General features: G+C 67.3%; 20 protein-coding genes. 12 read left to right on the top strand and 8 right to left on the bottom strand.

Annotated features, from left to right (window positions below; genetic code table 11):
• The first annotated feature begins 266 nt into the window (after positions 1-266).
• Positions 267-1,196: an SMP-30/gluconolactonase/LRE family protein gene (locus tag CXY91_RS29435; RefSeq protein ID WP_100965490.1), complete on the top strand. Its 930-nt coding sequence runs from the start codon at positions 267-269 to the stop codon at positions 1,194-1,196.
• A gap of 92 nt (positions 1,197-1,288) precedes the next feature.
• The gene (locus tag CXY91_RS29430) at positions 1,289-2,878 is read left to right on the top strand and encodes an ABC transporter substrate-binding protein (protein WP_100965489.1); all 1,590 of its coding nucleotides are present in this window, start codon (positions 1,289-1,291) and stop codon (positions 2,876-2,878) included.
• A 41-nt stretch (positions 2,879-2,919) separates the two neighbouring features.
• Here CXY91_RS29430 and CXY91_RS29425 read toward each other — a convergent pair whose 3' ends face one another.
• From CXY91_RS29425 to CXY91_RS29410, 4 genes are all read right to left on the bottom strand, one after another.
• Entirely contained in the window at positions 2,920-3,990 is a 1,071-nt protein-coding gene (locus CXY91_RS29425) for an AbrB family transcriptional regulator (RefSeq protein ID WP_158673658.1), read from the bottom strand.
• Between the two features lie 102 nt (positions 3,991-4,092).
• The gene (locus CXY91_RS29420; RefSeq protein ID WP_100965487.1) at positions 4,093-5,283 is read right to left on the bottom strand and encodes a pyridoxal phosphate-dependent aminotransferase; all 1,191 of its coding nucleotides are present in this window, start codon (positions 5,281-5,283) and stop codon (positions 4,093-4,095) included.
• A gap of 152 nt (positions 5,284-5,435) precedes the next feature.
• Positions 5,436-5,855 carry a large conductance mechanosensitive channel protein MscL gene (gene mscL / locus CXY91_RS29415; RefSeq protein ID WP_091831298.1) on the bottom strand — a complete coding sequence of 140 codons (420 nt, stop codon included), beginning with the start codon at positions 5,853-5,855 and terminating at the stop codon, positions 5,436-5,438.
• A gap of 226 nt (positions 5,856-6,081) precedes the next feature.
• Positions 6,082-7,095 carry a zinc-binding alcohol dehydrogenase family protein gene (locus tag CXY91_RS29410; protein ID WP_100965486.1) on the bottom strand — a complete coding sequence of 338 codons (1,014 nt, stop codon included), beginning with the start codon at positions 7,093-7,095 and terminating at the stop codon, positions 6,082-6,084.
• Positions 7,096-7,191: 96 nt separating this feature from the next.
• On the opposite strand from CXY91_RS29410, the gene CXY91_RS29405 reads away from it, so the two are divergent.
• From CXY91_RS29405 to CXY91_RS29395, 3 genes are all read left to right on the top strand, one after another.
• Positions 7,192-7,548: a winged helix-turn-helix transcriptional regulator gene (locus tag CXY91_RS29405; RefSeq protein WP_100965485.1), complete on the top strand. Its 357-nt coding sequence runs from the start codon at positions 7,192-7,194 to the stop codon at positions 7,546-7,548.
• Positions 7,549-7,626: 78 nt separating this feature from the next.
• On the top strand, positions 7,627-11,202 hold the full coding sequence (locus CXY91_RS29400; protein WP_091831304.1) for a PAS domain-containing hybrid sensor histidine kinase/response regulator: 3,576 nt from the start codon (positions 7,627-7,629) through the stop codon (positions 11,200-11,202).
• Between the two features lie 10 nt (positions 11,203-11,212).
• Positions 11,213-11,683 carry an HPP family protein gene (locus tag CXY91_RS29395; RefSeq protein ID WP_091831306.1) on the top strand — a complete coding sequence of 157 codons (471 nt, stop codon included), beginning with the start codon at positions 11,213-11,215 and terminating at the stop codon, positions 11,681-11,683.
• On the opposite strand, the gene CXY91_RS29390 is transcribed toward CXY91_RS29395, so the two are convergent.
• On the bottom strand, positions 11,645-12,232 hold the full coding sequence (locus tag CXY91_RS29390; RefSeq protein ID WP_100965484.1) for a thioesterase family protein: 588 nt from the start codon (positions 12,230-12,232) through the stop codon (positions 11,645-11,647). The genes CXY91_RS29395 and CXY91_RS29390 overlap by 39 nt on opposite strands.
• Before the next feature lie 287 nt (positions 12,233-12,519).
• Between CXY91_RS29390 and CXY91_RS29385 the strand changes: the two genes are divergently transcribed.
• From CXY91_RS29385 to CXY91_RS29370, 4 genes are all read left to right on the top strand, one after another.
• Complete coding sequence (locus CXY91_RS29385; protein WP_193219601.1) at positions 12,520-12,984, top strand: Lrp/AsnC family transcriptional regulator; 465 nt, start codon at positions 12,520-12,522, stop codon at positions 12,982-12,984.
• A 313-nt stretch (positions 12,985-13,297) separates the two neighbouring features.
• Positions 13,298-13,555, top strand: coding sequence for an exodeoxyribonuclease VII small subunit (locus CXY91_RS29380; RefSeq protein ID WP_091831309.1), 258 nt, complete (start codon positions 13,298-13,300; stop codon positions 13,553-13,555).
• A gap of 23 nt (positions 13,556-13,578) precedes the next feature.
• Positions 13,579-14,832 (top strand): YcxB family protein, encoded by a 1,254-nt coding sequence (locus CXY91_RS29375; RefSeq protein ID WP_100965483.1) that lies wholly within the window; start codon positions 13,579-13,581, stop codon positions 14,830-14,832.
• Entirely contained in the window at positions 14,829-15,398 is a 570-nt protein-coding gene (locus CXY91_RS29370; protein ID WP_100965482.1) for a hypothetical protein, read from the top strand. The genes CXY91_RS29375 and CXY91_RS29370 overlap by 4 nt, the downstream gene beginning before the upstream one ends.
• On the opposite strand, the gene CXY91_RS29365 is transcribed toward CXY91_RS29370, so the two are convergent.
• The gene (locus tag CXY91_RS29365) at positions 15,382-16,302 is read right to left on the bottom strand and encodes a LysR family transcriptional regulator (protein ID WP_100965481.1); all 921 of its coding nucleotides are present in this window, start codon (positions 16,300-16,302) and stop codon (positions 15,382-15,384) included. The two genes, CXY91_RS29370 and CXY91_RS29365, sit on opposite strands and share 17 nt — an antisense overlap.
• A gap of 85 nt (positions 16,303-16,387) precedes the next feature.
• On the opposite strand from CXY91_RS29365, the gene CXY91_RS29360 reads away from it, so the two are divergent.
• On the top strand, positions 16,388-16,936 hold the full coding sequence (locus CXY91_RS29360; protein WP_100965480.1) for an NAD(P)H-dependent oxidoreductase: 549 nt from the start codon (positions 16,388-16,390) through the stop codon (positions 16,934-16,936).
• Positions 16,937-16,982: 46 nt separating this feature from the next.
• Here CXY91_RS29360 and CXY91_RS29355 read toward each other — a convergent pair whose 3' ends face one another.
• Both CXY91_RS29355 and CXY91_RS29350 read right to left on the bottom strand, forming a co-directional pair.
• The gene (locus CXY91_RS29355; RefSeq protein WP_100965479.1) at positions 16,983-17,573 is read right to left on the bottom strand and encodes a biotin transporter BioY; all 591 of its coding nucleotides are present in this window, start codon (positions 17,571-17,573) and stop codon (positions 16,983-16,985) included.
• Between the two features lie 164 nt (positions 17,574-17,737).
• Positions 17,738-18,406 carry a GntR family transcriptional regulator gene (locus tag CXY91_RS29350; protein WP_091831321.1) on the bottom strand — a complete coding sequence of 223 codons (669 nt, stop codon included), beginning with the start codon at positions 18,404-18,406 and terminating at the stop codon, positions 17,738-17,740.
• Between the two features lie 112 nt (positions 18,407-18,518).
• On the opposite strand from CXY91_RS29350, the gene CXY91_RS29345 reads away from it, so the two are divergent.
• Together CXY91_RS29345 and CXY91_RS29340 are read left to right on the top strand one after the other, a co-directional pair.
• Positions 18,519-19,439, top strand: coding sequence for a pirin family protein (locus CXY91_RS29345; RefSeq protein WP_100965478.1), 921 nt, complete (start codon positions 18,519-18,521; stop codon positions 19,437-19,439).
• A 10-nt stretch (positions 19,440-19,449) separates the two neighbouring features.
• Positions 19,450-19,887, top strand: a 438-nt coding sequence (locus CXY91_RS29340) for a DMT family transporter (RefSeq protein WP_158673657.1), incomplete at its 3' end; no start/stop codon positions are given.

Genomic DNA, 19,887 nt, shown 5'->3' with positions numbered 1-19,887 from the left:
GGGACCGCCGCTGATCATCTGAACGCAACGGCACCGCTGCGACCTCAATCGGATAGGGCAGGCCCTCATCCCTGCCCTTCTCCCATACGGGAGAAGGGTTCCCCGCGCATGTCATCCGCGCGAGCCAGCCTGCGTCGGCAGGCCGTCACCTTCGGACGCTCCTAGCCAGGCCCGAGAATGACGCCCGAGCATGCGGGCTGTGTTCCTCACGCGATTGCCTCCACGGCCATGATCGCCGATCCTCCCGCCACCAAGGGAGGACAGGCATGACGTTCGGCTTCATCGAGGGTTTTCGCGTCGAGGTGCTCGACCCGCGCTTCCATCGGATCGTGCCCGGCTCGGCCCGGATGGAGCGGCTGTGGACCGGGGCGCGCTGGTCGGAAGGGCCGGCCTGGTTCCCGGCGCACCAGACGCTGGTCTGGTCCGACATCCCCAACAACCGGATGCTGCGCTACGACGCCCTCACCGGTGAGGTCGGCACGTTCCGCCAGCCGGCGCGGAACTCGAACGGCAACACCGTCGACCGGCAGGGCCGGCTCGTCACCTGCGAGCATGGCGGGCGACAGGTGACGCGCACCGAGCATGACGGCTCCGTCACCGTGCTGGCGAGCCACTACCAGGGCAAGCGCCTGAATTCGCCCAACGACGTGGTGGTGAAGTCGGACGGCTCGATCTGGTTCACCGACCCCGATTACGGCATCCTCACCGACTATGAGGGCGACAAGGCGCAGAGCGAGATCGGCCGCTGCAATGTTTACCGCATCGATCCGCACAGCGGCGAGATCGCTATCGTCGCCGATGATTTCGTCAAGCCGAACGGCCTCGCTTTCTCGCCCGACGAGAGCGCGCTCTACATCGCCGACACCGGGGCGAGCCATGATCCGGAGAACGGGCCGCGCCATATCCGCAAGTTCGCGGTGACCGGCGACGGCACAACGCTAGGCGCTTCCTCGGTCTTCGCCACCTGCACGAGCGGGCTGTTCGACGGATTCCGCTTCGACGTCGAAGGCCGGCTCTGGAGCAGCGCCGCCGACGGTCTCCACGTCTTCGATCCGGACGGCACGCTGATCGGCAAGGTGCTGGTGCCGGAGGTGGTCGCCAATCTCTGCTTCGGCGGCCCGAAGCGGAACCGACTGTTCATCTGCGGGACCACATCGCTCTATGCGCTGATGACCCACACCAACGGCGTCGGCTGAGCGCTGACGAGGGCCATAGTCGCCCGACCGAAGGTTCCAGATGGCACGGCTTTTGCCGAGATGGCGCACCACTCCTCACACCGGTGCGCGCAATGCTCAAACGCTTGGCGGGGTCCGCCCTCATCGCCCTTTTCCTGACCAGTCCGGCGTTGGCCGAGACGGTCGTCCGCTACGGCATCTCGATGGCGGACATACCGTTGACCTCCGGCCAGCCCGATCGCGGTGCGGGCGCCTATAAATTCACGGGCTATACGCTCTACGATCCGCTGGTCGCCTGGGAGATGAATATCGGCGACCGGCCGGGCAAGCTGGTTCCGGGGCTTGCCACGGGCTGGAAGGTCGATCCTGCCGATCCGACGAAGTGGCTGTTCACGCTACGCGAGGGCGTGAAGTTCCATGACGGCAGCGCCTTCGACGCCGACGCCGTCGTCTGGAATCTCGACAAGGTGCTCGACGAGAAGGCGGCGCATTACGACCGGCGCCAGGCGGCGCAGGTCAAACCGCGCCTGCCCTCGATCGCGAGCTGGCGCAAGGTCGACGCCAAGACGGTCGAGATCACCACCAAGGCGGTCGACTCCTTCTTTCCCTACCAGATGCTCTGGTTCCTGGTGTCGAGCCCGGCGCAATACGAGAAGCTCGGCCGGGACTGGGACAAGTTCGCTCGCGAGCCTTCCGGCACAGGCCCGTTCAGGCTGACCCGGTTGGTGCCGCGCGAACTCGCCGAGCTCAGCAAGAACGCGGATTACTGGAACAAGGACAGGCTGGCCAAGGTCGACAAGCTGGTGCTCGTGCCGATGCCGGAGGTGCTGGCGCGGACCAATGCTCTGATCGCGGGCCAGGTCGACCTGATCGAGACGCCGGCTCCCGACACCGTGCCGCAGCTGAAGCGGGCCGGCATGCGCATCGTCGAGAACGTCACGCCGCATGTCTGGAACTACCATCTCAGCGTGCTTCCCGGCTCGCCCTGGACCGATATTCGGCTGCGCAAGGCGATGAACCTGGCGATCGACCGCAACGGCGTGGTGGCGCTGATGAACGGCCTCGCCAAGCCTGCCGTCGGCCAGGTCGATCCGGCGAGCCCGTGGTTCGGAAAGCCGGGCTTCGAGATCAAGTACGATCCGGAAGCAGCCAAGAAGTTGCTGGCGGAAGCCGGTTACTCGCCCGCCAAGCCGCTGAAGGCGACCTTCGTGATCGCGCAGGGCGGCACCGGCCAGATGCTGTCGTTGCCAATGAACGAGTTCATCCAGCAGAACCTGAAGGAGGTCGGCATCGAGATCGACTTCAAGGTGGTCGAGCTCGAACTTTTGTACACCCACTGGCGCAAGGGGGCGAAGGACGAGATCAACGCGGGCATCAGCTCGAACAACATCGCCTATGTCACCTCCGATCCGCTCTATGCGATCATCCGGTTCTTCCACTCGAACCAGGCAGCGCCGGTCGGCGTGAACTGGGGTGGCTATGCGAGCCCCGTGGTCGACGGGCTGCTCGACGAGGCGATGAAGACCTTCGACGTCGCCCGGCAGGACGCGTTGCTGGCCAGGGCGCATGCGCAGATCGTCGACGACGCGGTTCTGGTCTGGGTCGTGCACGACACCAACCCGCATGTGCTCTCGCCGAAGATCAAGCAGTTCGTGCTGGCCCAGCACTGGTTCCAGGACCTGACCACGATCAGCCTGGACTGACCCCTGCCCCGGAGCCGGCCTTGGCAGGCTCCGGGCCGCCGCTATGGCGCAGGAGGCTTCTCCGGCTGCACCCAGCCGACGAGGAACGGCATCAGGAGCCCGAGCAGCATGAAGCGTGTCAGGTGATGCGCTCCGACATAGAGCGGGTCGAGCCCCATGGCGAAGGCAAGCATCGCCATCGCCTCGAGCCCGCCCGGTGCGAAGGCGGCCATGGCGCTGGCATAGGGCACGCCGGCGAGCCAGGCCGCCGGCCAGGCGAAGGCGAAAGCCACCGCCATCGAGACGACGAAGCCCCCGATCGCGAGCGGGAACAGCGCCGCGATCTCGCCCCGCTTCAGATTGGAAACGCGCCCGCCCATCGCGGCGCCGAGCATGACCATCACCGCGATCGCGATCTCCGGCGGCATGGTGCCGTGGACGAGGCCGGTGCCGTGCAACACGGCGCTCGCCAGCGTCGCGCCGAGGATGAAGGGCGCGGTGACGCCGATGCGCTCGAAGATCAGCCCGGTGACCAGCCCGCTGCCGAGCAGCAGCGCCAGGTCGCCGACGCTGGCGATCACGACCGGAGGCGGCAGCGAGAGCGGGGTGCCACCGCCGCTCAGCTTCATGATGCTGGGCAGCACCGCGACCAGGACGAGGATGCGGAAGAGCTGGATCGCGGCGATGCGGCCGATATTGGCGCCCTTGTCCTGCGCCACCGAGATCACTGCCGAGAGCGCGCCAGGCGCGGCGGCGAGGAGCGAATCGATCCAGCTCCAGCGTGCGACGAAGCGCAGATAGGCGCCGGTCGCCAGCATGATGGCGAGGAGGCCGACAACCAGCACCAAGAGTGAGCCGGGATAACGCGCCGTCGCGGCGAGCGCCTCGGGCGTCGCCGCCGAGCCGATCAGCGCGCCGGACATCACCATGGTCGAATCGAACCAGGGGCGGCGAAGGTCCGGCAGCGGCCGGGTGATGCCGAAGATCGAGACCACCAGCATCGAGCCCGAGAGCCAGGCCGCCGGTACCCCCAGCAAGGTGAAGAGCGTGCCGCCGACCGCCGCACAAGCGATCACGGCCGCTTCACGCGACAAGGTGCGCAGATGATAGGGGACGTAGCTCGGAACAGGCATGAGGCTCGCGATGCGCCGGCAGGACGCATCGGGCATCAATGGAGGCGGCTGACGCTCAGGTCAAACGCCCCTGACGCAAGCGGGGCATGACCGCCGCCGATATCAGCCCGCCAGCGCCTTCTGCAGCCGCGCCACCGCCTCATGGAGATCCGAAGCCTTGCGGGCGAAACAGAAGCGCAGGCCGGTCTCGCCGCCAGGACCGAAAGCGGTGCCCGGTGCCAGGCCGACATTGGCCGTGTCGACCAGCTCGATCGCCAGCTTGCGGGAATCGGTCCAGCCGTCGACGCTGAAGAACTGGTAGAAGGCGCCGTCCGGTGCCTGCAGCTCGACGCGGTTGGTCGCCTTCAGCCCCTCTGCGACGATGCGGCGCCCTTCGGTGGCGCGGGCGATCTGCTGCGCGACAAAGGGCTCGCCCTCCTCCAGCGCCGCGATGGCGGCGCGCTGGACGAAGACCGGCGAGCCGGAGGTGGAGTACTGGATCAGGTTCTCGACGATCTGGCCGAAAGCGGGCGGCACCTCGATCCAGCCGACGCGCCAGCCGGTCATCGCCCAGTTCTTCGAGAAGGTCTGGACGAAGAGGATGCGGTCCTCCTGCTCCATCACGTCGTGGAACGAGGCCGCACGGGGCGAACCGTCATAGACGAAGCGGGCATAGATCTCGTCGGCGATGATCCAGATGCCATGTTTGCGAGCGATGGCGAGGATCGCGGCGAGCTCGTCACGCGTCGCGGTCCAGCCGGTCGGGTTGGCCGGCGAGTTGATGACGAAAGCGCGGGTGCGAGGCGAGATCGCCGCTTCGAGCTTCTCAAGGTCGAGCGTGAAGCGCCCATCCTTGAACTGCATGGGAACGCAGACCGGGTTGGCGCCGGCAATGCCCATGGCAGCAGCGAAGTTCGGCCAGGCCGGGGTCGGGATGATGAGTTCGTCGCCGACGCCGGCGATCAGCCGGACCGCGATCTGGACCGACTGCATGCCGGAACCGGTGACGTAGAAGCGGTCCATGGCGAAGGGGCGGCCATAGAGCGCGCTGTGATAGCGTGCCAGCGCCTCGCGCAGCTCCGGAATGCCACGCTGCCAGGTGTAGAAGGTCTCGCCGTCGGCCAGCGACTGGTTGGCGGCGCGGACGATGAAGTCCGGCGTCGGCAGATCACCCTCGCCGACCCAGAGCGGGATCAGCCCTGGCTTGAGCCGGCCGTGATTGACGACCTCGACGATGCCGCTCTCGGGCGCGTTGCGCGCCTCGGGGCGCAAATCGGCGATCAGGCTGGTGCCGGCCGGTGCGTGCATGTTCATGAGCGATCCTTAAGGCGATCCGTCGCGAGAAACATGCAGGCCAATCTAACGCAGATCGCGCCCTGGCGGCATGAATTGACGAGATCGACCCGATCGGTCGCAGTGATGGATCGCGAGGCGTGCCGACGAGCCGGCACCCCTCGAAAAGTGCGTCAGGCCTTCTGCTTCAGCAGGTCGCGGATCTCGCCGAGCAGGACGACATCCTGCGCCGGGGCCGCCGGCTCGGCCGGAGCAGCGGCGGCTTCCTTGCGCTTGAGCCGGTTGATGCCCTTGACGACCATGAACAGCACGAAGGCGATGATCATGAAATTGACGGCGATGGTGATGAAGCTGCCATAGGCAAGGACGGCGCCCTGCTTCTTGGCATCGGCGAGGACCGGGGAGGTGACGGCGCTGTTGAGCCCGATGAAGTAGTTGGAGAAGTCGACGCTGCCGATGGCGCCGATCAGCGGCATGATGATGTCGCCGACGAGCGATTCGACGATCTTGCCGAAGGCAGCGCCGATGATCACGCCGATGGCGAGATCGACGACATTGCCCTTCAGGGCAAACTCCTTGAATTCCTTGATCATGGCGCGCCTTTCCGAATGCCTGGCCAGTCTTCGACATCACGCTGCGCAATGCCGCCCCCGCGTGCACGCTAGACCAGCGACACTCATGGTGGAAGCAGGCTTCCGGCCGTTTTCCTCGGCATTTTCTCACGGAAAAGACCGATTTCAGGCCGCAATCATCCAATCTGCAAAGATCGCGCGACGACGAACGTTGAAGCAGCGATCCGGTCCTGCCGCGACGCCTCCCTCAGAAGCCTTCGAGCACGATCTTGCCCTTGGCCTTGCCGCTTTCGAGCAGGGCATGAGCGCGCTTCAGGTTTGCCGCGTCGATTCTGCCGAAATGCTCGCCGAGCGTGGTCCTGAGCCTGCCGGCGTCGACCATGGCGCCGACCTCGTTGAGCAGTTCGTGCTGAGCGATCATGTCGGGGGTGGCGAAGAGCGAGCGCGTGAACATCAGCTCCCAGTGCAGCGAAACGCTCTTGCGCTTCAGCTTCATCACGTCGATCGGCGCGGGATCGTCGATCAGGCCGAAGCGGCCTTGCGGCGCGATCAGTTCGACGATCTCGTCGAAATGCCGGTCGGTCTGCGTGGTCGAGAAGACAAAGGCCGGCGCGCCGATGCCGAGCCCGGCGACCTGAGCGGCCAACGGCCTGGTGTGGTCGACGACGTGGTCGGCGCCGAGCTCCCTGACCCAGTCCTGCGTTTCCGGCCGCGAGGCGGTCGCGATCACCGTGACGCTGCTGAGCTGTTTGGCGAGCTGGATCGCGATCGAGCCGACGCCGCCGGCACCGCCGACGATCAACAACGCGTTCGCAGCACCCGCAACCGGCTTGCGGATGTCGAGCCGGTCGAACAGCGCCTCCCAGGCGGTGATCGCGGTCAGCGGCAGCGCCGCCGCCTCCGCGACCGAGAGCGAGGCCGGCCGGCGTCCGACGATGCGCTCATCGACCAGATGGTATTCGGCATTCGTACCGGAACGGCCGATCGCACCGGCGTAGAAGACCTTGTCACCCGGCTTGAACAGCGTCGCATCCGGGCCGACCGCCTCGACAGTGCCGGCGGCGTCCCAGCCGAGCACCTTCACGCCACCAGCCTCGGGTTGCGAACGCAGGCGCATCTTGGTGTCGACCGGATTGACCGAGACCGCCTCGACCCTGACGAGCAGGTCGCGGCCGGCCGCCTCCGGCTTGTCGAGTGTGAGGTCGAGCAGCGCCTCGGGATGTTCGATCGGATGGGATGCGCGGTAGCCGATGGCCTTCATCGGAAAATCTCCTGTTGCAGGCCCAGACATACTGTTAGGCTCAGGAGCTGCAATACGCACAAATTGGACCAGTAGTATCACAATGGATACTGTCGGATGTTGAAGACGAAGAAGCGCTACGACTGCGCCGGCGGCTGCCCCGTCGAGGTGACGCTGGACCTGATCGACGGCAAGTGGAAGGGCGTGATCGTCTACCACCTGCTCTCCGGCACGCTGCGCTTCAACGAGATCCGGCGCAAGCTTCCGAGCGCGACGCAGCGCATGCTGACCCGGCAGTTGCGAGAGCTGGAGGAGTGTGGGCTCGTCCTGCGGACGGTCTATGCGCAGGTTCCGCCGCGGGTCGATTATGCCCTGACCGAGGAAGGCCGTTCGCTCGAAGAGATCGTCCGCGCCATGCATGCCTGGGGCGAGCGGCGGCTGGAACGGCTGGCGCAGGTCCAGGCAGCCGCCTGAGGACAGGCCGAAAGGCCGATGGCGGCGGCAGCGCCGCGGCGATAGATTTGCCGGCGATTGCCGTTGCAAGGAGGTGGGATGCTACCGGCCTGGTCCGTCGTCCTGAGCGCGCTCGGCTATCTCTGCGTGCTGTTCGCGATCGCCCATCTCGCGGACACGGCGGGGCGACGGCTAATGAGCGGCCGGGCGCGTACCACGATCTATGCGCTGGCGCTCGGCGTCTACTGCACCTCCTGGACCTTCTACGGCTCGGTCGGCTTCGCCAACCGGGCCGGTTTCGACTTCCTCGGCATCTATGTTGGCCCGGCGCTGGTGATTGGGCTCGGGCACCGCTTCGTCGCCCGCATCGTCGCCATCGCCAAGTCGCAGAACATCACCTCGATCGCCGACTTCGTCGGCGCCCGCTACGGCAAGAGCGAGCGGGTCGCGGCACTGGTCTGCATCGTCGCGGTGGTCGGCGCCCTGCCCTATATCGCCCTGCAATTGAAGGCGGTGGCGAACTCGCTCTCGGTGTTCTTCGCCGCGGCCGGCGGGCCGCCGCCGATGACCGACATACCGGTGCTGAGCGACCTTGCCTTCCTCGTCGCGCTGGTGCTCGCCGGCTTCGCCTGCGCCTTCGGCACCCGCCATATCGACGCGACCGAGCACCAGGACGGGCTGGTGCTGGCGATCGCGGCCGAGTCGCTGGTCAAGCTCGTCGCGTTCCTCGCGCTCGGCGTCTTCGTCGTCTACGGCCTGTTCGACGGGGCCGGCGACCTGTTCGCCCAGGCGGCCAAGGCCGCGGGCGACAGGCCGCCGATCTGGGAGCGGACATCGAGCTGGCCGATGTTCCTGACGCTGACCGCGCTGTCCTCCTGCGCCGCGCTGCTGCTGGCGCGGCAGTTCCACATGGCGATCGTCGAGAACCGCGACGTCCGCGACGTGCGCCGCGCCGCCTGGATGTTCCCGCTCTACCTCGTGCTGATCAACCTGTTCGTGCTGCCGCTGGCGGCCGCCGGCGAGGTGCTGCTCCCCGGCTCGGGCGTCGACCGCGACATGACCGTGCTGCTGTTGCCGCTGGAGAAGCAGGCCGGCCTGATCGCCCTCTTGGTCTTCATCGGCGGGCTCTCGGCGGGCACCGCGATGGTGATCGTCGCCTCGGTCGCGCTGGCGATCATGATCTCGAACCATCTCGTCACGCCGCTGCTGCTGCGCGGGCGCGGCGTCAGCGTCGATCCCGAGCGTGCCGCGGCGCTGATCGAGGGCGGCGAAGGCCGCAGCGGCCCGACCGGCGGCGATCTCGGTTCGCAGGTCGTGCATATCAGGCGGGGCGCGATCGTCGCCGTGATCCTGCTCGGCTATGCCTATTACCGCGCCGCCGGCGAGGCGGCGCTGGTCTCGATCGGCCTGCTCTCCTTCGCCGCCACGGCGCAGATCGCACCGGCCTTCTTCGGCGGGCTGATCTGGCGGCGCGGCACCGCGCTTGGCGCGGCAGCCGGCCTGTCGGCTGGCCTGCTGACATGGCTGTACACGCTGCTGATACCGAGCCTTGCCAATCCGGGCGGCTACTGGGCCGACATCGTCGCGCACGGGCCGCTCGGCATCACCGCCCTGCGGCCGGAGGCGCTGTTCGGCCTGTCGCTGCCGGCCTTGCCGCATGGTGTTCTCTGGAGCCTCGGCATCAACCTCGCCTGCTATCTCGGCTTCTCGATGTTGCGGCCGGCAAGCGCGATGGAGCGGCTGCAGGCCAACGCCTTCGTCGAGTCGGACCGGGCGACCATGGCCCAGTCCTTCTCGCTCTGGCGCTCCAGCGTCACCGAGGCCGAGCTGCAATCGACGATCGGCCGCTATCTCGGCCAGGAACGGACGCAGCGCGCCTTCGAAGGCTTCGCCCATTCGCGCGGCGAGGTGCTGACCGGCACGCGCGAGGCCGACATCCACATGCTGCGCTTCGGCGAGCACCTGCTCTCTTCCGCGATCGGCGCCGCATCCTCCCGCCTCGTGCTGTCGCTGCTGCTGAAGCGGCGCAATCTCTCGACAGAGGCCGCATTCAAGCTGCTCGACGACGCTTCGGCCGCCCTGCAATACAATCGCGATATCCTCCAGAACGGCCTCGACCATGCCGGCCAGGGCATCACCGTGCTCGACCGGGACCTCAGGCTGCTCGCCTGGAACAAGGCGTTCATCCAGCTGTACGACCTGCCGCCCTCGCTGGTGCGCTTCGGCACGGGGCTCGACGAGATCGTGCGCTACAACGCCCAGCGCGGCGCCTATGGCGCCGGCCGGCACGACGAATTGATGGCGGCGCGGCTGGAGAGCTTCGTCAACGACCGCGAACCGGTCCGCCTCAAGCTCTACCCGTCGAAGAATGTCATCGAGATCCGCTCGAACCCGCTGCCGGATGGCGGCATCGTCACCACCTATACCGACATCACCGATGCGGTCGCGGCCGAGGAGGAGCTGGAGCGGACCAACGAGACCCTGGAAAAGCGCGTCGCCGAGCGCACCGAGGAGATCAGGCACGTCAACACCGAATTGCAGCGCGCCAAGGCCGAGGCCGACGAGGCCAACGCCTCGAAGACGCGCTTCCTCGCCGCCGCCAGCCACGACATCCTGCAGCCTCTGAACGCCGCGCGGCTTTACGCATCCGCCCTGGTCGAGCGCGATCGCAGCAGTGCGCAGCCCGATCTAGCGGAGAACATCGACGCCTCGCTCGACGCGGTCGAGGAGATCCTGACCGCCTTGCTCGAGATATCGAGACTCGACGGCGGCGCGCTCAAGCCGGAGATCAGCGCCTTCCGCCTCGACGAATTGATGCGCCAGCTCCAGCGCGAATTCGAGCCGAGCGCCCAGGAGAAGGGGCTCCAGCTCGTCTTCGTGACGACCGCTGCGACCGTCCGCTCCGATCGGCGCCTGTTGCGCCGCCTGCTGCAGAACCTCGTCTCGAACGCGATCAAATACACGCCGAATGGCAAGGTGCTGGTCGGCTGCCGCCGGCGCGACGGGCAAGTCTCGATCGAGGTGCTCGATACGGGGCTCGGCATCCCCGCGAGCAAACAGAAGACCGTGTTCCGCGAGTTCCAGCGCCTCGACCAGGGCGCAAAGGTGGCGCGCGGCCTCGGCCTCGGCCTCTCGATCGTCGAGCGGATCGCGCGCACCCTTGACCACAAGCTCGCTCTCGCCTCGACGCCCGGGCGCGGCACACGCTTCTCGATCCTAGTGCCGCGGGCCGCACCGCTGCCGGCGATGGCGACGGCATCGGCTGCGCGCGGCACCCCGTCCAGCAGCCAACTCGCGGGCCTCAAGCTGCTCGCCATCGACAACGAGCCGACGATTCTCGACGGCATGCGCCTGCTGCTCGGCGGCTGGGGCTGCAAGGTCGAGACCGCAGGTGGTCTCGACGAAGCCTCGGCGCTCATCGCCACGACCGGCGCGCCGGATGTGCTGATCGCCGACTACCATCTCGACCATGGCGAAAACGGGATCGCGGTGATCTCGGCGCTGCGACAAAGCGTCGGCGGACTGCCGGCGATCCTGCTGACGGCGGACCGCTCGCCGGAGGTGCGCGAGGAGGCGGCAGCGCTTGACATCCATGTGCTGAACAAGCCGCTCAAGCCAGGCGCGCTGCGGGCGCTGCTGGCGCAATGGCGCGCGACAAGGCTGGCGGCGGAGTGATCTGACAGCGATGGAATCCCTTCTCACCGCTCTGCGGCGCACGCTGCCCTTCGGCTTGCTGGCGGGCGCCGGGACGACCCTTGCCATCGCTGCGATGGAACAGGCTGCCGCCATGGCCGGGCGGCCGCTCGGCCTCATTCCTTTCGTCACATCGATCGTATTGGTGCTGTCGCTGCCGGACGCGGCGCCGGCCAGACCACGCGCCCTGATCGGCGGACACCTCGTCGCCAGCCTGGCAGGCTACGCCGTGCTATCGGTGGCAGGGCATTCGAGCCTTGCTATCGCCATTTCTGTCGGCCTCTCCGCCTTCCTGATGCACGTCACCCGGACGATGCATCCGCCGGCGGGCATCGATCCCCTGCTGATCGTCGACCAGCAGCTCGGCTTCGACTTCCTTGTGCTCGTCGTCCTGCCTGGCGCGCTGGCGCTGGCGGCCTTCGCCTCACTCTGGCACAGGCTCGGCCGGCGTCTGTCCGGTTGAGCCCCCGGCCTGCCGCAGCGCCTCCTCAGCCGCAAGGAAGGCGGCAACCTCCGGGCTCGGCTCCGGGCTTTCGGCGGCAACGCCCATCTCGGCGAAGAGGCGCTCGGCCGGCACATAGGCTCTGCCCTTGCGGTCATAGAGCGCCGCCCGCACGAGCGCGACCGCGGCGACGATCTCGGTGCCGTCGCGCCCGTCCGCCAGGACACGGTGCTGGATCACGACCCAGCCCTCGCTCCAGCAGAGCAATCGCGTCTCCAGCCGGAGGGCGCGAAACAGGCGAACCTCGCGGCGGAAACGGATCGTGCCGCAATTGACCACCGGCACCCAGCCATGGCGCAGGACCGCGCGCCACAGGCCGCTGCGCAGCATCAGGTCCGTGCGGCCGAGATCCATCAGCCCCCAATAGCGCGCATTGTTCATGTGCAGGCTGGTATCGAGATCATGGGGCCAGACCCGGAACGGCAGGATCGAGGCCTCGAAGGGCGGCTTCAGCTTCGGCTGGAAGGGCCGCGTCAGCAGCAGCCAGATCAGGCGGAACCAGAGATTCATGACGGCGTCCCGGATGGAATAGTTCAGTTGTAAACTATTTTGCCGCCACGGCCAGACCCGCCATTCCAGTGGTTTCGAACGCGCCGCTTCACCGCGATCCAGGCAGGAAAATGCGAATGCTGCGCCGCACGATCCTGCGGCTTCAGACGCCGCGACAGCGCCACCATGCGGATTTGGCGAGATCACGCGCAAGATCATGCTTGCCAACTGCGCTTTTTGCGCAGAAGCATCTGCGCTTTCCGGTGACCGCGTCAGACGGTACCGGCCCACGGGACGACGCTCCAGCGATGCAGATCGAACTCGATTCCCGCGACAAGACGATCCTGCGCATCCTCCAGAAGGATGGCCGGATCACCAATTCGGACCTCGCCGACAAGGTCCACCTCTCGCCCTCCGCCTGCCTGCGCCGCGTGCGCCAGCTCGAGGAGAGCGGGCTGATCCGCGGCTATGTGATGATGCTCGACGAGCGCATCGCCGGGTTCCCCGGCACCGCCTTCGTCTTCGTCACGCTCGACCAGCAGGGCCGCGCCTCGCTGGAGAGCTTCGAGAAGGCGGTGCAGGACCTGCCGGAGATCCTCGAATGCCATCTGCTCGCCGGCGCGCATGATTACCTGATGCGGGTGATTTATCGCGACAGCGCCGATTTCGAGCGCATCCACACCGACATCATCACGCAATTGCCCGGCGTCACCCGGGTGCAGTCGACGCTGACGCTGCGCACGATCAAGAAGACCTCGGCCCTGCCGATGTGAGGCAAAATGATGCGCAGGTTTTCAGGGGGTAGGCTTCGGTATCCATGACGCGGTTATCCCGGACGAAGCGAAGCGCAGATCCGGGACCCATTCCTGAGCCTCACCGATAAAAGTTCCGGAATGGGTCCCGGGTCTCCCTGCGGTCGCCCGGGACGACCTGCGCTTCTTTAGCAGTCAAGGAGCCCTTCGAATCGTTGCGTTCATTTGCGGTGACGCTCTGAGGAGCGATGACGGCCTTGGCGGTTGCTGCCCCGAAAGGGTTGCGGGAGCAGGCATCACAGTCGATAACGAGCCCCCAACAGGAATCGCGCCCGTGACCGACGCCAAGACCAATGCCGATGTCGCCGGCCTGCCCTTCGAGGCGGCCCTGAAGGAGCTGGAAGCCATCGTCGCCCGGCTCGAACGCGGCGACGTCGCGCTGGAAGAATCGATCGACATCTACACTCGCGGCGAAGCGCTGAAGGCGCGCTGCGATACGCTGCTGAAGCAGGCTGAAGCCCGAATCGAGAAGATCACGCTTGGCGCCGACGGCAAGCCGACCGGCACCCAGCCGCTCGACGTCGGGAACTAGGAGCGCAACTGGCGCGCCGCGAGATGCGGACTACGCCCTCCGTAGCGAGCAGGCCGCTCACGGCCCCGCCGCCGTTCGAGCTTGCGATCTCGCTCACCGGCGAGGACCGCGTCGCAGCCGCGATGCATCTCTACCGCGACCTGATCGCGACGCGGCGCCGCAACGTCCTGATCATCACCGGCATCGCGCTGCTCCTGATCGTCCTCGGTCAGCTCTCGACCTCCTGGGGTGGGAGCGGCCGCGGCGACTACGCCCTGATGGGCCGCAATTTCCTCGACGCACTGCTCGGTCCGACCGGCATCCTCCTGACGATTTTCGCCCTGGCGGGCGTTATGGCCTACGCGTTCTTCGGCCTCTCCACGCGCCGTCGCCTGCGGCGCTGGTATCGGAACGAGGGCCTCATCGCCGCGACGCCCTGCAGCTATCGCCTTCATGAAGCCGGCCTCGACAGCAGCGAGCCGCACCACCCCAGCCATATCCCGGCCTGCCGACTGCGCCAGCTGGCCGAAGGTCCCGAACACTTCTTCATCGAGATCGAAGGGGTCGACGATCTCGTCGCGCTGCCAAGGCGAGACCTGTCGGCCGAACAGCAGGCGCATCTTCGGGACTGGGCCCGGTTCTGCATCGGCCAGGCGAAGCCTTCTGATACCGACGCAGCGGAGCAATCGGCAAAGGAACCGGCCGACGAAGCGCCTCTCGATCTGCGCTTTCGCCTGACGCCCGAGGATCGTACGGCGATGGCCCTCCGCCAGCAGGAGCGGTTCTGGCCGCGCAGCCGCCTGCTGCGCCGGACGGCATTCGGCCTCGTCTTCGCGCTGCTGCTGGTGCCGGCGGTCATGCTGTTGCTGTGGAGCATCGATCCCGATCGCGTGCCCTTCGAATTCGCCCTGCCGCTTTTCGCCGAGATGGCGGTGAAGACGTTCTGGCCGATCACGGCCGGGCTCTGCGGCCTGGTCCTGGTCGGCCATGTCGCGACGCCGCTGCTCATGCGCCTCAATGCCAAAAGCCTCGGCAAGACCCTGCATCGACGGGCCAGCGACGATGAGGTCCGGGTCCTGATCTCGCCGGAGAGTATCAGGAGCCGGCAACGCGGCATCGAGAGCCGTTATGACTGGGCGGCGTTCACCGGCATCGAGCGGCGCGGGGAGCATATCTTCGTCGTTCTGCGCCGCGGCGATCCACTGCTGCTGCCGGCGCGCGTCCTCAATTCCGACCAGATGCAGCTCTTCGATCGGCTGGCGGCCACGCATATCGGCCGCGCCGGAGGCACTGCATGACCGGAAGCCGCGATATTGCGCTTTGCATCGCCCTGCTAGGCGGCGCGCTGCTGGCCAGCCCCGCGAGCGCAGAGCCCCTGCCACTGCCGGATGGCCTGATGCTCGACCTGCCGCAGGGTTGGCGGATCGACGGCACCGCCGAAGGCGAGACCGGCAAGGATGGGCGCACCCGTGTCCAGCTCGTGTGCGAGGCAGAGGCCTGCAAGCGCACGCAGGAGACCTGCACGATCCTGATGCGGCCTCAGCCCGTCGCCGGCGCAGATGACGCCGCCCGGCTCGCCTCGCTCTATGCTGCACCGATGGACCGCTATTTCCGCATCCGCGCGGTCTTGCGCAGCACGAGCAAGGATGCGCAGGTGCTGCAGCCACTCGGGCGCGTATCACTCGGGACGCGCGACTGGTGGATGATCGAGACCGACGCCCGCCACAACTACAAGTCCGGGCTGTTCGCCGAGACGGTTATCGACGGGCGCTATCTCGGCGTGATCTGCAAGACCTGCGAGACCGGTAGCGAGCGTCACCAGGCCGGCCGCGCCATGATGACGAGCATCAGGCCGGCGGACTGACCGCAGCGGCTTCGCCGAGCACGGCTTCGATCAGTCGAGCAACGTGCTGCACGGCCGGGTCACGCTCGCTGCGCCGATGCCAGGCAAGATGCAGCGGAAAGCCCTCGACTGCGACAGGCGGCTCGAAGGTGACGAAGCGGTCGGCCTCCTCCGGCGGCAAGATTCGGCTCGGCAGCAGCGCGATCAGCTCGGAGCCCAACAGCAAGGGCGGCACGCTGAGGAAACTCGGCACCACCAGGCCGATATGGCGCGTCCGACCGAGTCGGGCGAGCGCCTCGTCGAGCGGGCCATGCGTCTCACCGCGGCCGGACACCAGCACATGCGGAAAGGCGAGCCAGCGGTCGAGATCGAAGCCGGCTGCCGCCGGATGATCCCGGCGCATCGCCACGACATAATGCTCGCGCAACAGCCCCCGGCGGGTGAAATCGGCGTCGATCGTCGGGAAGACCGAAATGGCGAGGTCGGCCCGCCCCTGCGCCAGGGCCTCCAGAGTCGCCGGCGCACCCTGCCAGGGCAGGATGGCGAGGGTCAGGCCCGGCGCGGTCTGTCTCAACCGCTCATAGACGCGGCCCGTCACCAGAGCCGGCGGCAATTCGGCCGTCATCACCCTGACGGCCTGCTTCAGGCTCTTCAGATCGGGTTCGGGCGCATCGAGCAACGCGCTCACCCTGCCCAGAATGTCGCGCAGCGGCTGCTGCAAGGCCTGCGCCTTCGCGGTCAGGCGCATCCGCCCCCTGCCCCGCAGCAACAGCGGATCGCCGAAGAGATGGCGGCAGCGTTCGAGGGCGCTGGAGGCAGCCGGTTGCGAGAGGCCGACCCGCTCGGCGGCGCGCGAGACATGCGCCTCGTCGAGCAAGGCGTCGAGGATGACGAGCAGGTTAAGATCGATCGCCCGTAAATTCATGATATCGATAATACGATATATCGATCATCCATTGGAGTAATTTCTTGGTCAGCGACATCCTGCTTTCGAACCGAAGGAGGTCGCCATGACGCAGACGCTGATCCTGCTCTTCCACCCCGATTATCAGAGCTCGTGCGCCAATCGGACGCTGGCGGACGCCGCTGGCAGCCGGCCCGGCACCAGCGTTGTCGACATGCAGGCGCTCTATCCGGACGGACGCATCGACGGTGACGCCGAGGCTGCACGCCTGCTGTCCGCCGAACGCATCGTCCTGCAGTTCCCGGTGCAATGGTATTCGACGCCGCCGCTGCTCAAGGCCTGGCAGGATGCGGTGCTGACCCGGATGTTCTACATCCACTATGAGGCGGAAGGGGCAAAGCTCGCCGGCCGTCCGCTCCTGATCGCCGCGACCGCCGGCAATATTCCCGAGGCCTACACGACGAGCGGCGCCAACCTGTTCTCGCTGCGCGACCTGCTGAAGCCGTTGCAGGCGACGGCGCATCGCTGCGCCCTCGCCTGGCAGGAGCCGTTCCTGATCTATGATGCGCGCCGGGCCGATGCCGAGGCGCTGGAGGCGGCGGCCGAACACTATGTGGCGCGGCTCGCCCAGCTCGAAACCCGGCAGGCCGCTTGACCGTCGGAGGGCTTAGCCCGGCGCCGAGGCGCCGGGCTGTCTCAACTCACGCCTCTTCAGCCTTGTTCGTGCGACGCACGAGCGCCATCAGGATCGCGGCGCCCAGTCCGGACTTCACCAGCGAGCCGAGCAGGAAGGGGACGACGCCGGCGAACATCGCCTTTTCCGCGCCGATCAGCGTCGCCAGCCAAGCTGCGCCGAATGCCAGGCAGAGCGCGTGGCCGAGCAGCATCGCGGCGACGGCGAAAGCCGGCCGGTTGCCATTCCAGCCGCGCTCGGCAAGCCAGCCGACCAGTGCGGCGACGAGGGGGAAGGAAGCAAGGTATCCGGCGGTCGGGCCCATGAAGGGGGCGAGGCCGCCGCTGCCATTGGCGAGCACGGGCAGGCCGGTCGCCGCCTCGCCGAGCCAGGCGAGGATGGTGAGCACGCCGAGCCGCCAGCCATAGAGCGCGCCGATCAGGATCACCGCCAGCGTCTGCATGGTCATCGGTACCGGCAGCATCGGCACGCTGATCTGCGAGGCGATCGCCAGGACGAGCGTACCGAGCAGGACGGCGGCGGCCTTGATATGGACCGGACGCGCCTGCAGCCCGAGCGGGCTGAAGCGGACAGGCGGAACGTAGCTGAGGTCACTCACGAGATCGTCTCCATCGATTCCATAATTATAGATAATTTTGTAACTTGATCTATCGTAGAGTCCGCAGCCGCGCCAGGAATGCAAGCGCGTCCGGCGCGCTCATCCGTGAGCGCATCGCTGCACAGCTCCCGCTGCGATCCTGCCCGCCAACAGACGAGCCGGCCTCAGCCCTGGATCGCAAAGACGTCCCGCGTTCCGCCGGCGGCGGTCCGCACCGGCTTGGAGCCGATCCACTGGACATGGCGGGCGAGGATGGCTGCCGCCTCATCCACCTGCCCGGCGCGCAGCGCGGCGAGGATGGCGCGGTGGTCGTGGTCGGTGCGCGCCTCCCAGTCCGAGCGCCAGGCCGAGAACAGGAAACGCGCGCTGGCGGCATGGAGGTCGTCGATCGCCGCAAGCAAGCGCGGCATGGCGCAGGGCGTTACGATCAAACGGTGGAAGCGCCGGTTCGCCTCCTCCCAGGCGCGGACGTCCGGAGAATTATCGCCGGCGCGGGTCGCTTCCTCGGCCTCGTCGAGGATGGCGCGCGTCAGATGCGGACCGGCATGGCGCAGCGCCAGAACCTCCAGCGCCGCACGCATCTCGGCGACCTCGCGGACCTCACGTAGGTCAAAGGCGGCGACGCGCACGCCGCGACGCGGCTCGCTGACGGCGAGCCCCTGTGCTTCCAGCCGCTGGAAGGCCTCGCGCACCGGGACATGGCTGGCGCCGAACTCGACCGCGACATGGTCCTGCCGCAGCCGCGCGCCCGGCTCGATCTGCCCGGAGATGATCCGCTCGGCGAGGATGCGGCTGATGCGGACCGGCAGGGTCTCTGATTTCTCTTTGGCCATGCATTATCGATAATTTCCCGCAGCAGCCGCGTCGAGCCCGTGCGCCCGGCTGTGCCCTTGCCGTACACAGCATCCGGGGCCAGTCTCCCTTCCTTCACAGGAGGACATCGCCATGTCGCAGCTGCCCGATCATGACCCGGTCGCGGGCGATACACGCTCCTGCGAGGCGCTCGAGCAGGTCATCGTGCCGCGTGCGCATGATCTCGGCGGCTTCTCCGTCCGCCGCGCCTTGCCCTCGATCGGGCGCAAGATGGTCGGCCCCTTCATCTTCTTCGACCAGATGGGCCCGGCCGAGTTCCTGCTCGGCGAAGGCATCGACGTGCGCCCGCATCCGCATATCGGACTCTCCACCGTCACCTATCTCTTCGACGGCGAGATCATGCATCGCGATTCGCTGGGCACGGCGCTGCCGATCCGACCGGGCGCGGTCAATCTGATGACGGCCGGGCGCGGCATCGTCCATTCCGAGCGCACCGCGCCGGAAGAGCGCGTGAAGGCGCCCAAGCTCTATGGCATCCAGACCTGGCTCGCTCTGCCGAAGACGCATGAGGAGGTCGCGCCCGAGTTCATCCATCATGCAGCGCCGGAGTTGCCCCGGATCGTCGGCGAGGGAAAACGCGTCAGCCTGATCATGGGCTCGGCCTTCGGCGAGACCTCTCCGGTGAAATTCCCCTGGGACACGCTCTACGCCGAGGCCGTGCTGGCGCCGGGCGCGATCCTGCCGCTCGATCCCGACTATCACGAGCGTGCCGTCTATATCGTCACCGGCAAGATCGACATCGCCGGCGACGAGTTCGGCGCCGGCCAGCTGCTGATCTTCAAGCCGGGCGACCGGATCTCCATCCTCGCCGTCGACCAGAGCCGGCTGATGCTGATCGGCGGCGAGCCGATGGACGGCCCGCGCCATATCTGGTGGAACTTCGTCTCCTCATCGAAGGAGCGGATCGACCAGGCCAAGCAGGAATGGAAGACCGGCCGCTTCGACACCGTGCCAGGCGACGAGGAGGAGTTCATCCCGCTGCCGGAGCGCTGAGCGCACCGACATGCCTGCCGAATCTCCCGATCGCTCTCCAGGCGGCGCGCCGGATGCGGTGGATGGCGGGCGTTCCTCACGCAAGCGGCTGATCGGCTTTCTCTGGGCGGTGCTGACGGTCTCGATCTTCGCCGGCTGGTTCGTGGTCACGCGCTTCAGCGTCACCCGCAGCCTGAACGTCTGGGACCTGACCGCCCTGCGCTACGGCATCGGTGCGATCCTGCTGGCACCGGTGCTGCTGCGCGATCTGCCACCAAAGGCCTGGCGCAACGGCTTCATCTTCAGCGTCCTCTGGGGCGCTCCCTTCGCGGCCCTTGTCGCGCTCGGCGTGCAGATGACCTCGGCCGGACGCGCGGCCTCGGTGACGCCGACCCTGATGCCAGTCTTCGCCGGCCTGCTCGGCTGGCTGCTGCTGCGCCAGCCGCCTGTCCTGGTCCAACTGGGCGGC

The organism is Allobosea sp. FBZP-16, assembly GCF_002831785.1.
GTDB lineage: Bacteria > Pseudomonadota > Alphaproteobacteria > Rhizobiales > Beijerinckiaceae > Allobosea > Allobosea lupini.
Note: the sequence above shows the minus strand (reverse complement) of the source record. Positions and strands in the feature narration are given on the sequence as shown.